Genomic DNA, 16,977 nt, shown 5'->3' on the forward strand with positions numbered 1-16,977 from the left:
AGAGTATTGATGAAGAATCTATTGAAAGCCGTCGTCTTCTGTTTGATCTCGTCGTCCATGGCGTTTGCAAACGATCGTCCGAACATCATTTGGGTGATGGGTGAGGACATGGGGAATGAACTCTCCTGCTACGGACACCCTGCGGTTTTGACACCGAACTTCGACCGACTGGCGGCACAGGGGACGCGCTACACCCGCGCCTTTTGCACCGCACCCTCATGCACGCCTTCACGCAATGCCATGATGATCGGCGTTTACCAAACCCGCACCGACACTCAGGACCAGCGGCGCCGAGGCATCGTGCTGCCCGACGGGATGAAGCCCATCACGTATCTGCTTCAACAGGCAGGCTACTACACCGCACTGGGCTGCGGCTACTCCAACAAGACCGACCTGAACTTTGCGGCCGAGACGTTGTTCGATGGCAACGATTGGAAAGGACGAAACAAACAGCAACCCTTCTTCGCCCAAATCACGCTTGGATCCTCGCATCGCCTCAAAGACGGATGGGCGGAAATCCACAAGACCTCCAAGCGTCCCGTTGATCCTGCGGCAGTCGAAATTCCGCCCTATTTCCCTGACCATCCTGTTGTCCGCGCCGATTGGGCGAGATATCTCGAAGCGATTCAATACATCGACGGACAAATGGGCGAGATCCTGCAACGCTTGGAAGACGAGGGGATTGCCGACAACACCGTTGTCGTTTTCATTGGCGACAACGGTCAGTGCCACCTGCGCGGTAAGTGTTGGTTATACGACGCCGGAATCCGGGTTCCCCTGATCATCCGTTGGCCGAGTGAGGTTCCGGAAAGGACCGTTTCCGACGAACTCGTGAGCATGATCGATGTCTCCGCGACCATCCTCGACATCGCAGGAATCGAACTTCCAGACTATCTTGATGGGCATCCTATCCTTGGACCACGTGCCCAAACGCGCGAACATGTCTTCGCGGCACGGGATCTTATCGATGAAGTGATGGATCACATCCGCTGCGTGCGAACAAAACGATTCAAATACATCCGCAATTATACGCCAGAGAACGGCTACCACGAATGTCGCTATGTCCAGCAGAACCGTCCCATGTACCCCATCCTCAAATCCCTGAACGAGCAGGGGAAACTGAATGAAGTCCAGCAGCTAATGTGGCAGGAACAGAAACCGCTCGAAGAGCTCTACGACTTACAGGAGGATCCCTTTGAAGTCCGCAACCTGGCGGACTCAGCGCAGCACCAGGCAGTGCGCAACAAACTGGCAGGCCTGCTGGATGATTGGATCTCCGACACCCAAGATAAGGGACTGACGGTCTATACAACCCATTGAAAAGGGCTCATCCGACGGAAGCGCGCGGAACCCAGACTCGAGGTTTTTTCGAGGTATGGCTCCGGTGTCCAATGATCTCTTAGAAAAGAGTCCCCGACGGACGGTCGTCCGCCGGGAACCGGTAGCACCCTTGGCGCACCGTCGACCGGGATATCCCTTGTCAAGTTGCACCTCTGCAGAGCTCGACTCCGTTTCTCCCGGCAACTGCACGATAACAAGTGAAAATAGCTCCTGCCAGCAATGATTGGACACCGGAGAGATGCCTCGAAAACCTCCTGCGCACGCCTCCGCCGGATGAGCCTTGAAAATCACGAGCCAACGATCGAATAGAGTCCGCCTCCTTCTCGTTTCAGTTTTCCCTGATTGGCCAATTCTTGCCATACCGCTTTGGGGAATTGATCGGGCGGCCTAATCCCAACGACACCGGAGGCTTGGCCGGATGACATCGGGCCACGTCCCAGTCTCGATTCATCGTCGAGACGGGTGAGTTTCAGGCGTTTTCGAAACGCCTTCATGGCGAGCCTCAGTTCCTCTTTCGACGGAGGTTCCACCGTCGGTTGATTGGACTCAGCGTCGGTGTTCGGTTTCGAATCATTCATGCAAGGGCTTTCTTCAAAGACATCGTCTGTGTTTGACACTGTTGTAACCGATTGCGAGCTAGAATGCATCGCATCGGACCATCCGCGACGGTCAGAGCACCGCTCAGCTTCCTGGCAGCCTATTTGCTTTCTGCCAAAGTAGCTGCGAGAATGTGTGTGAAGTAACCGTTTTGGCCTAAGGCTCCGCCATCCTCAGATAATATCTTCATCACTCGCTGGAGTACCGAATGAGACTGCCTTGCATTGCTGTTCTCCTTGTCATCCCGAGCATGACTCATGCGGCGATCATTGATACCTTTTCCGTCGGAACCCAAGGCGTGGTCGCAAACGCTGCTGACAACAATGTGCGGTCCGATCTCAACGGGCTAGACAGCTCGCAGGTTTTGGATGGCCGACGGGCGCTGACGATTCAGGGAGAAATCTCCCTGGGCTTAATCGTGGCAGCGGTGGATACATCCGGTGGAGGCATGCTTTCCTACGCTTCCAACAATCCCGTTTTCACCAACGCATTCGACGGACGGTTGCTTTTGACGCACGTTCCCGGTGATCGTATCAACACGTTTGATCTTTCGCCTTTTTCCTCACAGTTCTACATCGTTGACTTCAACCAGGCGTTCTTTGGAGGCAATGGCCCACTTGACGCAACGGTTCGTGTTTCATCGCCGAGTGGTTCGGATTTTACTGTGTTTTCGATTCCTGAATCGGTAACGCCCTTCCGAGTGGCGGTTCCAATGTCTGAACTCGCAGGAGCCGATTTGTCCGATGCGTATAGCCTAACGCTCGATATCAACGGCATTCCATCCACCGCGTCCTTTGAAATCAGCGAGATACGCTTTGCAACCAGCGTCCCCGAACCGAGTGGCTGTGTGGCTCTATGCTGCATGGCGGTTGGCGGCATCGCATCTTTTTACAAGAGGCGGAGTCAGAATGGATAGACGGAGAGCAACGGAAGGAGCTCGTGCCATGCCAAGTCGCTTCGGCAACGCTCATCGCAGGCTTGAAACTCAGCTCCAACCGCAACAGGCAAACGGCCTGGCGATCGCATGGGGAATTCGCTGCTTCGCCCTTGTTTGCATCTTCCTGCCCTCCGTTGCGTCGGCTCAATCGACAACGTTTGACTTAAAACCCGATTTCGACACGTCGATTCCATTGGCCAACCCACACAAAGGATGGTATCACCACTATTTTGACAACGGGATACAGAAATACATCCCTGCGAGTGACGAGGAACTGCTCTCCGTTCCTGGGATGGACCACATCTATTTACGATTGTCGTGGGCCTATTTGGAACCTGAGCAAGGCAAGTTTCACTGGGAGATCATCGATCGCGAAATTGAGAAGTGGACTGACCTGGGACTGAAGGTTTCGTTTCGCATCACTTGCAAGGAAACGGGAAGGCAACCGATCGAACAGCAATTTGCGACACCCAAGTGGGTCATGGAGCTGGGGGCCAAAGGGAATTACTACCTCCGCGACCAACCACCGGGTGACCCGTCCTTGCCCTGGGAGCCGGAATTTGATGATCCGATCTTCTTACAAAATCTAGAGAATTTCCTACAAGCCTTTGCCGCTCGTTACGACGGCAAACCCTGGCTACGTTACATCGACATCGGAAGCATTGGCGATTGGGGCGAAGGCCACGTCCACTACGGCAGCACGATGGAATGTGATTGGCAAACTCGGATGAAGCACCTTCAGCTGCATACGAAATACTTTAAGGAATCGCAGCTTGTCGTTGTCGATGACTTCATTTTCAAGGCCCCCACCAAGGAAGGGCGAGAGGAACTTCACCAATACGTTATCGATCATGGAATGACTTACCGAGACGACAGCATTTTGGTGGACTGGTACGTTGAAACCTATGGTGAGACATTCTCGGTGGCACACCCAGAGCTCTTCGAGGATGTTTACCGAAAAACGCCAACCGTTCTCGAGTTGCAGCATTTACGCCATCATACCGACAACGGCAAATGGGAAGGGGAAGTGGGGACGCCACTTTCAAAACACGATGCGACAGGAGCCGATTTCCTGCGCGGTGCCATCGAACTCATGCGAGCCACCTACATTGGATACCATGGAGCAGCCGACCAGTGGATGCAGTTTCCAGGGAATCCCAAATTGAGTGTTGAACTGCTCAACAAGTGTGGCTATTGGTACTTTCCGCATCGTGTGACCATTCCAGCGAATCCTCGGGAAGAAGCGACGATCGCAGTTCAGTGGGAGAATCGTGGCGTCGCCCCCGCCTATCATCCTTATAAACTTCGAATTCGATTGACAAGTGCGGATGGACAGAGCGTCATTTCGACCGTCGATGCGTGTAACATGCGCTGGATGCCGGCTGACGATTCACCGCTCTACAGCGAGACCTACGTGGTTCCCGAATGGACGTCATTGGCAACGGGAGCCTACGAGATCGCAATCCAAATGCATTGCCCCGCGGAACAGAAGCCGGTCCTGCTTCCGCTGCGTCCGAAACTCAAGGACGACAACGGCTTTTATTCGATTGGAACTCTAACGGTTCACTAGACCGGACGCCCTCGTGCGATTGTTCCAACCCGTAGGCGTTCAAAAAGACGATTAGCTCGATAGCGTCGTCAGACGGGAGTCTACGTTCAGACGAGTGTCGCTACGTTTGCAACGTCAACCCTTGTTGAAAAAGTGCTCGAGCATTTTTGTAAAGGATGGGGGAGCTAATCGGAAACGGGGTCAGGTAACAAGAGCCAAATGACCCGAAGGGTGCTTCGCACTCTTGGTACCTGACCCCGTTTCCCTGTGCAAGTGAGTTGCCCTGGACAATGTGGCCATCAAGTCGCAGGCAAACGACACAACGGTTATAACAAATGAGGTTTGATGCTACCCAAGACGCGAAAAGAGGACGTTCGATGAACCAGCAGCCGACATGTTTGAAGAACGCAGGCAGAGACGCTCAACGGGGCACACTGCCCCAACCCGCGGCGAGCGTTGGGCGGTTCAACATCCTGATCGCGAGCCTGCTGCTTCTCGCCAACCTGCACGCCGGACGAATCCTCGCCGCCGACCCACCCAATATCGTTTTGTTGCTCGCCGATGACCTCGGTTGGACGGGGCTGGGTTGTTTTGGTAGTGACTTCTACGAGACGCCGAATTTGGACAATTTGGCGGCGAGAGGCGTGAAATTCACGGCTGCCTACTCGGCTTGTACGGTTTGCTCACCAACTCGAGCCTCAATCATGACAGGGAAGTCGCCAGCGAGACTGCATCTGACAGATTTCATTCCGGGACAATCCAATCCATCGGCTAAGTTGCGGATCCCCGACTGGAACAAACGACTTGAACCCACCGAAACAACCATTGCGGAACTGCTGCATGATGCTGGTTATCGCACGGGACACATTGGCAAATGGCATCTCAGTGGGCGGGGTGACGCCATGGCAGGAACGTTGCCGACCGATCAAGGTTTTGACGAAACGTTTGAACCGCCCAGTAACGCAAGGAAAGGCTATCTGTTGAAGCAGCCATCCAAGGGCGAATCCAAATCCACTTTCCTAACAGACTTATTGACCGACAAGGCGTGTGAGTTTATCGAGCGATCTCAAGCAGATCCTTTCTTCCTTTACTTCGCCTACCATGTTCCTCACACGCCAATCCAAGGTCGGGCCGATCTGGTGGAGTATTTCGAGCAGAGGGTGGACCCCAATGCGGTCCACAACAATCCAACCTATGCAGCGATGGTGGCCAGCTTGGACCAAAGCGTCGGGCGAATCGTCGCCGAGCTTGACGAGCATCATTTGACCGAAGAAACCGTCATCGTTTTCATCAGTGACAATGGAGGTTTAACACAGCGTCACGGCGTTCATGATGGCTTCACCGAGAACCTACCCTTGCGTCGAGGCAAGGGGTCCGCCTACGAAGGGGGCGTAAGAGTGCCAGCGATCGTGTCGTGGCCAGGTGTAACCAAGGCGGGGGCAGTTTGCGACGATCCGGTCATCACGACCGACTTGTTTCCCACGATCGCGGAGATCGCGGGAGTTGCTACTGATTCGTTGACGCTGGACGGTCAAAGCTTGACCCCTTTGTTGCGGAACACCTCCACAACGTTAGAGCGAGATCTCTTTTGGCACTATCCGCATTACCATGCGGGCGGTGACTCACCCTACAGTGCCATCCGCTCCGGCAATTTTCGCTTGATCGAGTTTTACGAAGATCATTCGGTGCGATTGTACGACTTGGCCCAAGATGTTGGTGAGCAGGACGACTTGTCCAGCACGAACCCGGAGAAAACCATGCAACTCAGCAACCAGTTGCATCAATGGCTTGCCTCCGTTGGCGCTCAGATGCCAACTCCAAACTCTGCTGACGCTGCTGATCGCCCACGCATAAACTCAAAGCGGAGTGCCAACGGGAATCCGTAAACGGAACCGACCCGTGCGTTGAAGAAGGACAACCGCATCCCCGATCCGGTTGTCCAAGCATCGCTTCAACGTGGAACCGAGTGCTCGGCCTACCGTGGCTCCGCTTTTGGTACCCAGCGATCATAGATTTGGGCGCTCTCCTCTGACCAATACGGCGAAGAATCCCATAGCGGAACCGTTGTCAACGATGACTCCCAATCCGCCAATTCTTGGAACAAACTGCCCAGGGTTTCCGCATCTTGGCCAGCCAGATCTTTCGATTCCGCAAGGTCCGTGGCTGGCTGAAACAGCTGAGCGGGACGATGTGAGGGTCGCATGAGTTTGTTCGCCCCCTTTAACACCGCCGCCTGCCCTTGCAGGCGCCAGAACAACCGCCTCGACGCCTCCGGTTGTTCAGCGTCCAACAACGGCAACAAGTCGATACCGTCGTAGTCGCCATATTCTTTGCTCGCTCTGCCGTGATTCTTGCGATCTTGATGCGATAGTGTTTCTTGAAGCGGCAACGGTTTTGCGTCAGCAGCACTCATGAACGTTGGCAGCAAATCTAGGCTAGAAACCACACCGCGGTACCTCGATTTCGCCGGAAGACGAGAGGGCCAACTGTAGAGGGTCGGCACTCGCACCCCTCCTTCACGCAGCGAACCCTTGGCGCCCGAAAGTGGCCCATTCCAACTGCCGTTGCTAGTCGCACCGCCATTGTCACTCAGAAAAACAACCAGAGTCTTTTCTCGCAGCGAATGCTGATCCAAATACTCGATCACTCTCCCCACGCCACGGTCCAACGCATAGACCATCGCCGCATAAGTGCGTCGGCGCGGGTCCTTGATGTGCTCGAAGACCGCCAGGTCGGCCTCCGTCGCCTGCATCGGTGTGTGGGGTGCGTTATAGGAAAGATAGAGAAACCAAGGTTGCTCCGCAGCGTTCGCCTCACGCGACTGCAGCCATTGCAAAGCTTCGTCGGTGAAGAAATCCGTCAAATAGGGACTTGAGAACTCATTCAGCGGCTCTCCGTTTCGCTCCAACTGATTCTTGCCTGGCTCAGGAAAATAGCCATGGCCACCACCGAGCATGCCACAAAAATGATCAAAGCCTCGCCGATTCGGATGAAAGGGCTGCCCCGTACCCTGATGCCACTTCCCAACCAAACAAGTCGCGTAGCCTGCTGCACCAAGGTGATCACCGAGAGTGTGTTCGTTTCCCGGCAAACCAAGCAGTTCCGGCCGCGTGGCGTACCCCGCATCGGCTTTGTTCAAGTTCCCTTCGTAGCCGAACCGGCGAGGATCACGCCCCGTCAACAATCCAGCCCGCGAAGGAGAGCAGACGGCACTCGCAACATAGGCTTGTTCACATAGCACTCCCGAACTGGCAAGCGCATCGAGATGCGGCGTAAGCAGCAACTCGCTCCCCATACAACCAAGGTCTCCGTAGCCCATGTCGTCTGCAAGGATCAACAACAAATTGGGACGCCGCTCCGCAGCCGCTAGCGGGGGAGCTATCCAACCCTGGATTCCGAAAGCAACGAAGACAACACAAAGCAGCACAAGACGCCATCGCCGCACTGCATCCTCCACGGTGAAGCTTGAAAAGGGATTGGCCGACTGCCCTGGCACTGCAGCCGCAATCGCTCGCGGAAAACGACCGACCCAATGTCGGCCTCGAACAAGAATGAGAGAGAAAAATGCCATAGTTCAACTATTAAGAATGCAGGTTGTGAGGAAAAAATCGGCTCTCCCACGGAATGGGTGGGTAGCTGTTTCCATCTTCATGCCGATCCCCCGGTTTTTTAAGACAGTTCAGGGCAGAAAGAGTATGTTCCGCGTCATGCTATCTCGATGTCCAAAAAGAAACCCCGGAAAAACGCGCTCGTTCGACCCTTTCCCAGCGAGAAACGGTTCCCTTCCTGACCCAGTTATCCCTCGGCAGGTTGCTCCGCAGCAGAGCCTGCCTTCGTTTGACTGGGCAAAGCTGAGTATAACGGAGAAGTGACATCCAATGCGCCCTATCCTCCATCGGCTTTCTTTTTGCCCTGTGATGCCTAAGAAAACCGCCAGCCTGGATACGATCACCCACCCATTCCGTGGGAGGGCTAAAAAATCTAAGCGTTACCGATGAACCGTGCTGTTTCTATACCGTCCCGCTCCCCAATATTTGAATGTCGTCGAGAAATCGCCGATCTGGATAACGCCACTTTCGAGCGGAAACGTTGCAAATACAAGCACGGAGCGCAAGCTTCGTGCTTGTAGGAAGAGGAAAGTGACGCCGTCAAGCTGGCGCGGCGTGGCGCCCCTCACGTGAGCCGCGGTCGCGTTGAAGATGGCAAACAACTGCCTTACAATTGCATCCGTCAGGTTTTCGAGAATCAACCAACTGCAAAGCGTTGCCATGAAATCAAGAATTGCATCCATTCTCGTGGCAGGGGTCTGCGTTGTTTTGGGTTCCTGTTCTAGGCCAGCGACGCCAACCGCTCGATCCAAGGAAGGGGCAACTCATGGGAGCGCGGACGCGGTGCGTGTTGCCGTAGTTACGGGCGGACACTCGTTTGACGTGCCGGAGTTCTACAAGCTTTTTCGCGAACTGCCGGGCGTGGATGCGTATCCACAGCACCTGGAACATTTCGCATCGAGCTCCGAGGCGGTTCGTGACGCCTACGACGCGGTGGTCTTCTACGGCATGGAGCGAGGTGAGGCTCCGGAGGTCGGCGCTCACTACGCCGGGGACGCCAAGGCAGCTCTCGAGCAGATCGTTGAACGCGGACAGGGGATCGTGATCCTGCATCATGCGGTGCTGGCGTGGGAAAAGTGGGATTTCTGGGATCAAGTGATTGGCCATGATGAGCGCAACTTCCGATGGAAGCCGGAACTTGACCTACGAGTTGAAGTGGCTGACAAAGACCATCCTGTGACCCAGGGGACCACGGATTTTGACACGATTGACGAGGGCTACGTGCTGCACGGCGAGCATGATGGCCAAAGCAGGATTCTGCTGACGGCGGAACACAAAGACATCATGAAAGAGGTTGCTTGGGCGAGGGAAGTCGGCAAGTGCCGGGTGTTCGTTTTGACGTTGGGCGACAACCCAGAAGCTTGGAGCAACTCGGGGTTTTGCGACGTTCTCGAGCGTGGCATCCTGTGGACAGCGCGGGGTGATTGAACACCATCCCCGATCAATTCACCCGCCATTCTAGGATTCCGCCGGAAAACGTCGGCTGCAATTCCACTTCGATTCGAACGGCGTCGGTCTTGACTGGATCAAACTCAACGATCGCCCATTGATCCTTGGCGGTGCTGAACTCGGATGGCATCTTGACGGGTTTCCATTCGCTACCGCTGCGATAAAGAAGCTTCCACGACTTGGGAACTCGGCATTGGCCACGGCCGGTGTCGTCAAACCAATAGACATTGACGTTCGAAAGGGTGGTCGGTTTGGCGAGATCGTACTGTACCCATTCGCTTGTGCCACGATGGTCCCACCATGTAAAACGGGGGATTTCATGATCGCCGGAGTGCTGCGGTTCCATCTGATCGCTAACAGCCTCGATGGTGTCGCTTCGGCCGCAATGCGACGCGGAAGCCTGGCTTGTCGACGCGATCGTCGGCAACGGGGCCACGACAGCCCGGTCGGCGGATCGCGGAATCCAAACCGCCATTTCGTTAGCACCCCGGTGACACCAAGCGTAGTAGGGGATCATGGTGATCGGCTTCTCGCGATTCGCGGACTGTCCATCCTCATCGCGATAGACGGCGTTTGCGCTGCCGGTCAGCACCGTGATTCCGCCCAATAGATTAGGGCGATGTTCGGGTGCCAGTGTCGTGTTGTCGGCCAACCACGTATCGAGGACTTGCCCGTCATGATCAGCACCCTCGATACAGTAAACCAATGGTCCCCGCTCAAACGCCACCCGGCCACGGTCGTATTCGATCTGCTCGTTCGCCAACACTCGGCGTATTGGCATCGGCAAGTCTAACTCAACAACGTCGCCTGGTTGCCAAAGGCGATCAAGCATCGCGTACCCGTCAACGAGAGGGGCATGGGCCGGGGTGCCATTGACGCGCAGTTTCCAATCGGCCGGCGTTACATCTTCATAGCGATAAAGGTCACTCGGCAGCACCTCGCCGCGCACCCAACCCGGTATCCGCAATCGCAAGCCAAACCGTTGCGTGCTTTCGGGAGAGACGGTCATGCGAATTTTGCCGCTCCACGGGTAGTCGGTCTGTTGCACCAATTCGACGGAACCCGACGCCAAGTCGGCGGTCGCCTTTCCGGCGAGAAACAGATTCACATACAAATCGTCATCGCGGACCGCATAAGCGTAGCCAGGAATCGACGGCAGAAATCGCACCACGTTGCTCGGACAGCATGAGCAATTGAACCAGGGACTCCGTTGTAAGTCACCTTGGTTGAAGCGAAAACGCATGTCGCATTCAAGGGGATTGGGATAGAAGAACTGATCTCCGCTGAGCGACACACCCGACAGAAAGCCGTTGTAGACGATTCGTTCGAGCACATCGGCATACTTGGCGTCACCATGCAGTAGAAACATTCGATGATTCCACATGGCCAGAGCGATTGCTGCACAGGTTTCATTGTAGGCCTTCAAATTCGTCAACTTGTAAGCGCCCGCGTAGCCTTCGCCCGCTCCCTGTTGGCCAACGCTACCGATCAAGTAGAGCTTGCGGCCGACCACGTCGTTCCAGATGCGATCGATCGCGTCGATGTATTCGGATTCGCCCGTCATTGCCGCAACGTCAGCCACACCGGCGTAGAAGTAGCCACCGCGAACGGCATGGCCGACCGCCTCCGACTGGCTGACGACTCGGGCATGGTCCTGGGCGTATTGTCCGTAAAGTTTCTCGCGTTTGTCTTCATTGCCGCGCATGTCGACGAAGAACTTGGCCAAGTCGAGGTATTTCGGTTCCCCTGTCGCTCGAGCGAGACGAACCAACCCAATTTCGATTTCCTCGTGACCCGGCACATCCGTTCTTTGACCCGGCTCGGGGCCAAACACCTCATCGATTAGGTCCGCGTTCTTGACGGCAAGATCGAGAAAGTTTCGTTTGCCGGTTGCTTGGAAATGGGCCACCGCTGCTTCGTACATGTGACCGACATTGTACAGCTCATGACTGTGGTCCAATCCCGTCCATCGCGGGTCTTGTCCGTAGCGTCCGCGCGACTGAGACGTCTTGGCGGTGTAGAGGTAGCCGTCCGGCTCTTGAGCTGCTGCAAACTTCGCAATCAAATCGTCCAAGTACTTGTCCAGCTTCGGATCGAACTTGAGTGCCAGCGTGTAGGAAGCGCCCTCGACGATCTTGAATACATCGGAATCGTTGAAGAAAATGCCCTCGAAGCCTTCTGGGTCTTTGTTGGCTGCTGCCACAAAGTTGCGGATCCGACCCGTCTGCTCGCAGCGTTCAAAGCAATAGGGCACCGTAACCCGAGAATTCGTTTCCATTCGCGACTGCCAGAAACCAGGGCCCACGTCAACCGCTGTAAACGGCACCGGTTGAATCGGGTAGTCGGCGGCAATGGCTCGACCACCGAAGAGCATCAATAGAACGAGGAAAATGATGGTACGACGCATAGCACATCCTGTTGGCGGTTGGCGTAACGGCTCGGAGATCCAAGAAACACGCTTGGTCGATTCACAAAAAGGTCTAACGGGTTCTAACGAGGTCGGCGTTTTTCCAACCAATCTTGTTGCGGGACGAGATCAGGGTGATCCCTTGCCCAATCGGGAATCGGAAACCACCGCAGCGAACTGAGTCGCGGATAGGTTTCCCAAACGTTGGCTGCTTTGGGATCGGTTTGTCGTAGATCTCCGGTTTGCGTCAGGTATTCGGTTAAACGACTTGCCAAATCGGCTTTGATCTCCTTTGCAGATGGTTCCTCAGAGAGGTTTTCGAGGCAGGCGGGATCGCGTTGGATGTCGTACAGCTCCTCGCTCGGTCTAAGGTCCACGGCTGCGGCCAACAGTTGAGCGACGTTCGTTTGGTCCCGGTTGGCAATCATCCATTGTAACGTTGGTCCATTGTCGATGTCGTGGAAACCGCCGAGTGCGTCTCCCAGCTGACTTTGGATCAAGTTGCCATCGCCATCATATTTTGCCTTGTCAAACTTCTGTGCTGCGCCCGCTGGCCAGCGTTCGGGCGTGAAATTCCGAATGTACAAATGCGTCTTGGTCCGGATGCAACGACAGGGATAGCCAAGCGAACGAAAGCGAGAGGATGAATGTCGCTCTCGCCCGCTGAAAACCCCGTCGCGCGGCGAAGCTATCTCGTCGGAGAGATTCGAATAGTGACCGAGCAGACTGCGTCCCGGCATTTGATCCGCCTGCTTGGGCGCGACTTCTGCGGCATGAAAAATCGTCTGGGTGACATCGATGAGGCTGACGAGGTCGTCATTGTCCTGCCCGGCGGGAATCATCGCGGGCCAGCTGATCGCAAGTGGCATGTGAATGCCGTATTCGTATAGGTTTGCTTTGGCACGAGGGAACGGCATCCCGTTGTCGCTGGTCACGATCACCAGCGTGTTGTCGAGTTCGCCAGCCCGTTGCAACTCGTCGAGCATTCGCTGCAAATGCGAGTCGAACCACTCGATTTCAAACATGTAGTCGGCAACGTCCGAGCGAACTTCATCACTATCGGGCAAGAATCCGGGCAGCTCGATTTGATCGGGGTCAATGCCATTTCTTTTCCCGATGCCTCGGTCATAGTCTCGATGGGGTTCGCTACATCCAAACCAAAAACAGAAAGGTTGGCCCGACGGGCGTTCCTTCAAGAAGTCGGAAAAGTTCGCGGCATAATCGGTGTTCCTGATTCCCGTGGGAGTCTCCATTTTTCGATCGCTGTACGCCTTTCCAGCCGGATTGTGTGGCCAACCCCTCGCCGAACCTGGGCTCCATCCTTTGCCGGTCATTCCGACATGATAGCCGTGGTCAGACAATTGATCGGTGAACACGGGAAGGTCGGGCGGGAAGTAGCTCGCGTGCGTTCCCGCCTCACGAATTTGCCAGATTTCGCGGCCCGTCAAAAACGCTGCCCGCATCGGACTGCATCCCGGGGCGGGAGTGAAGGCATTGCGAAACAGGATCCCTGACTTTGCAACTTGATCAAACGCCGGAGTCTGAATCGCCGCCGTGCCGTAGGCGGACGCATGCGGATACGACTGATCGTCGGCTATCGCGATCAAGATATTCGGCCGCGCCGCAACAGAGACCGCCGCGCCGATGCAGATCCAAGCGACGATCAGGGCCATGCGATTATCAAGCTTCATCTGATTACCTTAAGAGGTTGAAAACAGGATGCGTCAAGGAGTGGGTTAGGGATTGTCGGAGAGACTTTTGAGGATTTCGGAGCGTCGCCTTTGCAACCGTTCGATGATTTCCGTGTTTCCGTTTGCCACGTTGGTCCTTTCCTCCTCGTTGTTGCCGAGATCCACGAGAAACAATCCGTCCTTCGTCGTCTCAACCTCGGCCTTATTGCTTCGATCGGTTGGGTTACCCAGGAGCTTCCAGTTTCCGTCACGGATCGCCCATTGTGGCCTCTTTCCGCCACCCAAGTGCCAATAGAGAAAATCATGAGGGGTCGCAACGTCCCGATCATGCAACACATTCACCAGACTTTTTCCGTCGAGTGGCTTGCGGAAGGATTCAACGCCACACAGCTCGCTAACCGTTGGAAACCAATCGATCCCACAAGCCAGCTGCTCCCGAACTTGATTGGCTGGAATCACGCCGGGCAACGAGGCGATTGAGGGGACACGAATGCCACCCTCGAACAGGCAACCTTTGGCACCTCGCAAATCACCTGCATTTCCGCCACCGAAAAAGGCCCGCTCTTCGGTCGAGTGCCCATGGTCAGACTGAAAGACCACCAAGGTTTTGTCCGTCAGCCCAAGCTCCTCGAGGTGATCGAGCACCAAGCCAATCTTCTCATCCATCGTCGAAACCAATTCGGCGTATTGTCTGCGAGGAGACTCGAGATGCCGATAATGCTGACGCCACCGGTTCTCGCCCTGCATCGGGTAGTGTGGGATGTTCAGTGCCCAATAGAGAAAGAACGGTTTGTCTCGATTCGTTTCCATGAAGCTCTTACATTCCCGAACCATCAAGTCCGGAAAATAAGCTCCGTCTTCCCACGTCATTTCCGCGTTTCGCCAAAGGTCGTGACGATTGGGGCCCTGCCAATAAAAGTAGTGAGAGTAGTTGTCGATACAGCCGCCCATATGGCCAAACGACGTATCAAAACCCTGGGCGTTGGGCATCGTTTCTTTCGTATAGCCGAGATGCCATTTTCCAACATGGCCGGTGACGTAGCCCGCAGCTTTCAGCTGCTCGGCAATCGTGACTTCTGACGGACTCATACCCGCAACACCCTCTTGCGACGAGACGTTTCCCGGCACACCGGCCCGAACGGGAAATCGGCCGGTGAGGAGCCCTGCACGCGATGCCGAACAGATGGCGGACGGTGAGTACATGTTCGTAAACCGAACTCCGCGTTTGGCAAGATTGTCTAAGTTTGGAGTTTCAAGGTCTTGGGATCCGTAGCAGTTCAGGTCGAAGGTTCCTTGATCATCCGAATAGATCAGCAGAACATTGGGGGGCATCCAATCCGTCGTCTGGTCCGCCCCCAAAAGAGGCGACCCGTATGCAAATGCAAGGAACGCGATCGTTAGTGGAAGTCTCATGGAAGGGGGGCTCTAATGTTTGATGGTCTTCGTTCACACGGTTATACCATCCTGATTGGTGTGTTGCCGTCCGTGTGGGCGTTTTTCTTTGACGCTTCTCGGCGAACACCACACCCCAATGAGTGATTCTGAAAAGAATTTGGAGTTGTTGTTTTGGAGGAGCCACCGGATCGTTACCTTTGTTGTCGTCACTGGGATCTGGACAAGGATCGCCCATGAATGCTGGCTCCCTCATCCCCGGCCCTTCTCCCCCGAAAAAAACGGGGGAGACATAGAGGAGCAGCTAAACGTGTTTACGAAAGGGAGACCACTCTCTTTATTGTGTTCGATGCGGTCCAGCGCTGCGATTACCTCCGGGTTTCAGCTCGGGATAACCGTACGATCTCTTACTCGGGTAGAATGTGCCGTTCCTAAGGGTGCCGGGGTCAACCGACCGCGGCACCTGTTCACTCACCCTGATCACTTTTTGGATCTTTATCATGCGATTCCGAACACTTCGCTTCCTCGCGGTTGCGAGCCTGCTTGCCGCTTGCTGCCCTACTGCCACTCATGCACAAGATGCCCCCAAAAGGGTGTGGACGGACCCTGCAGAGGCGGGTGAACAGGACCCTGATTTCTTAAAACAAGGAGAGTACGTTGGCAACGTTGACATCGAGGGCGAATCGACGTGCGGCGCACAGGTCGTCGCACTCGGCAAAGGCCAATTCGCTGCCACCTTGTATGTTGGTGGACTTCCGGGTGACGGCTGGAATGGCAATAAGCACTCCTCCACCGAAGCGTCGATCAAGGACGACGGATCGATCGTGTTCGAGTCGGAGGAGGGAATCGGAATCCTGAAAGATGGCGTGATCACGATCGTTGAGAATGGCGAGGCAATCGGAAAGCTGAAGAGAGTCGAACGCAGAAGCGAAACGCTTGGTAAGCAGCCGCCTCAGAATGCAAAGGTTCTGTTTGATGGGACGACAACGGATCAATGGGATCACGCCGTGATGGATGGCAAACTGCTTGCGTTTGCTCCACGGGAAAAGGGGAAATCGGGCACATCAAGCAAGGAAAAGTTTGGCAGCCACTCCGTGCATGTGGAGTTTCGCTTGCCTTACATGCCCGAAGCTCGAGGTCAGGCACGTGGCAACAGTGGCATTTACTTGCAGGGGCGTTACGAAGTGCAAATGCTCGACTCTTTCGGCCTTGAAGGCGAGGACAACGAGTGCGGTGGCATCTACAAAATATCGAAGCCAAACCAGAATCTGTGCTACCCACCGCTCGTATGGCAAACCTACGATATCGACTTTACAGCTGCGGAGTACAACAACGAAGGCGAATTGGTCAAGCATCCCAACATGACCGTTCTGCACAACGGCGTGGTCATCCATCAGGATCTTGAGTTGCCTCATCACACGACAGCGGCCCCAAACAAGGCGGGCCCAGAGAAGGGGCCGATCTTTTTGCAGGATCACGGAAATCCTGTGCGTTACCGGAACATCTGGGTCACAACGAAACGATAAGCATCATTGTAGCAACGGTGCTAGCCCGGATGATTCATGACCGATGTAGGCCGGATCAAGTCAATGCTTGCTGTGCCGGAACTTCGGTCGCAAATGGCTCGTCATCTCCACTCGCACACTGCGCATGACAAAAGGGCATTGACGCCGCTCCGGCAGCACGTGCGACCTTGTTGCCAGCCTACGTGAATCATGCGGGCTAGGCATCGAAAGGTTCCGATCGCCAATCCCGGTCAATCGGAAAGGGCGAAAATCCGCTAAACAAAAAAATCCCAGGGACGCACGGCACGCCCTGGGCTAGGAAAGCCCCGTCACATCGCAAGACCCAAAAAAGAGCGAGTGCAACATACGGTTATTCGTTTCTGGCCTTCGCCGAGAAGGGGCTACCTACCGCTCAAAGTCAGGGTCCCCGGCAGCCATCGCGTCCGCCTCGGCGAGCGCAGCTTCGTAATCGTCAAGCGCTTGTTGGTCTGCGTCACCGAC

Annotated in this window: 12 protein-coding genes; 6 read left to right on the plus strand and 6 right to left on the minus strand. The window is 55.2% G+C overall.

Annotated elements, in window-relative coordinates; translation table 11 throughout:
* Positions 1-9: 9 nt before the first annotated feature.
* The gene (locus Poly41_RS06535; protein WP_146525135.1) at positions 10-1,320 is read left to right on the plus strand and encodes a sulfatase family protein; all 1,311 of its coding nucleotides are present in this window, start codon (positions 10-12) and stop codon (positions 1,318-1,320) included.
* Between the two features lie 308 nt (positions 1,321-1,628).
* Here Poly41_RS06535 and Poly41_RS06540 read toward each other — a convergent pair whose 3' ends face one another.
* Positions 1,629-1,919: a hypothetical protein gene (locus Poly41_RS06540; protein WP_146525136.1), complete on the minus strand. Its 291-nt coding sequence runs from the start codon at positions 1,917-1,919 to the stop codon at positions 1,629-1,631.
* Between the two features lie 227 nt (positions 1,920-2,146).
* Between Poly41_RS06540 and Poly41_RS06545 the strand changes: the two genes are divergently transcribed.
* The 3 genes from Poly41_RS06545 to Poly41_RS06555 all read left to right on the plus strand — a co-directional run bounded on the left by Poly41_RS06545 (position 2,147) and on the right by Poly41_RS06555 (position 6,310).
* The gene (locus Poly41_RS06545; RefSeq protein ID WP_146525137.1) at positions 2,147-2,854 is read left to right on the plus strand and encodes a hypothetical protein; all 708 of its coding nucleotides are present in this window, start codon (positions 2,147-2,149) and stop codon (positions 2,852-2,854) included.
* A gap of 28 nt (positions 2,855-2,882) precedes the next feature.
* Complete coding sequence (locus Poly41_RS06550) at positions 2,883-4,445, plus strand: DUF4832 domain-containing protein (protein WP_197231116.1); 1,563 nt, start codon at positions 2,883-2,885, stop codon at positions 4,443-4,445.
* Between the two features lie 356 nt (positions 4,446-4,801).
* Complete coding sequence (locus tag Poly41_RS06555; protein ID WP_146525139.1) at positions 4,802-6,310, plus strand: sulfatase; 1,509 nt, start codon at positions 4,802-4,804, stop codon at positions 6,308-6,310.
* A gap of 89 nt (positions 6,311-6,399) precedes the next feature.
* Here the strand turns inward: Poly41_RS06555 and Poly41_RS06560 are convergent, their stop codons facing one another.
* Together Poly41_RS06560 and Poly41_RS33855 are read right to left on the minus strand one after the other, a co-directional pair.
* Positions 6,400-7,995 carry a sulfatase-like hydrolase/transferase gene (locus tag Poly41_RS06560; protein WP_146525140.1) on the minus strand — a complete coding sequence of 532 codons (1,596 nt, stop codon included), beginning with the start codon at positions 7,993-7,995 and terminating at the stop codon, positions 6,400-6,402.
* A 417-nt stretch (positions 7,996-8,412) separates the two neighbouring features.
* Complete coding sequence (locus Poly41_RS33855) at positions 8,413-8,715, minus strand: hypothetical protein (protein ID WP_197231117.1); 303 nt, start codon at positions 8,713-8,715, stop codon at positions 8,413-8,415.
* Between the two features lie 100 nt (positions 8,716-8,815).
* Here Poly41_RS33855 and Poly41_RS06565 point away from each other — a divergent pair, with 100 nt between their 5' ends.
* Complete coding sequence (locus Poly41_RS06565) at positions 8,816-9,460, plus strand: ThuA domain-containing protein (protein ID WP_197231118.1); 645 nt, start codon at positions 8,816-8,818, stop codon at positions 9,458-9,460.
* 13 nt (positions 9,461-9,473) lie between these two features.
* Here Poly41_RS06565 and Poly41_RS06570 read toward each other — a convergent pair whose 3' ends face one another.
* The 3 genes from Poly41_RS06570 to Poly41_RS06580 form a co-directional block, all read right to left on the minus strand.
* A complete protein-coding gene (locus Poly41_RS06570) occupies positions 9,474-11,888 on the minus strand; it encodes a glycoside hydrolase family 127 protein (protein ID WP_146525142.1) in 2,415 nt (804 codons plus the stop codon).
* Between the two features lie 83 nt (positions 11,889-11,971).
* Positions 11,972-13,579 carry a sulfatase family protein gene (locus tag Poly41_RS06575; protein ID WP_231615467.1) on the minus strand — a complete coding sequence of 536 codons (1,608 nt, stop codon included), beginning with the start codon at positions 13,577-13,579 and terminating at the stop codon, positions 11,972-11,974.
* 45 nt (positions 13,580-13,624) lie between these two features.
* The gene (locus Poly41_RS06580) at positions 13,625-14,992 is read right to left on the minus strand and encodes a sulfatase-like hydrolase/transferase (protein ID WP_197231119.1); all 1,368 of its coding nucleotides are present in this window, start codon (positions 14,990-14,992) and stop codon (positions 13,625-13,627) included.
* Between the two features lie 479 nt (positions 14,993-15,471).
* Between Poly41_RS06580 and Poly41_RS06585 the strand changes: the two genes are divergently transcribed.
* Positions 15,472-16,497: a 3-keto-disaccharide hydrolase gene (locus tag Poly41_RS06585; protein ID WP_146525143.1), complete on the plus strand. Its 1,026-nt coding sequence runs from the start codon at positions 15,472-15,474 to the stop codon at positions 16,495-16,497.
* Positions 16,498-16,977 lie beyond the last annotated feature (480 nt).

The organism is Novipirellula artificiosorum, assembly GCF_007860135.1.
Taxonomy (GTDB): Bacteria; Planctomycetota; Planctomycetia; order Pirellulales; family Pirellulaceae; genus Novipirellula_A; species Novipirellula_A artificiosorum.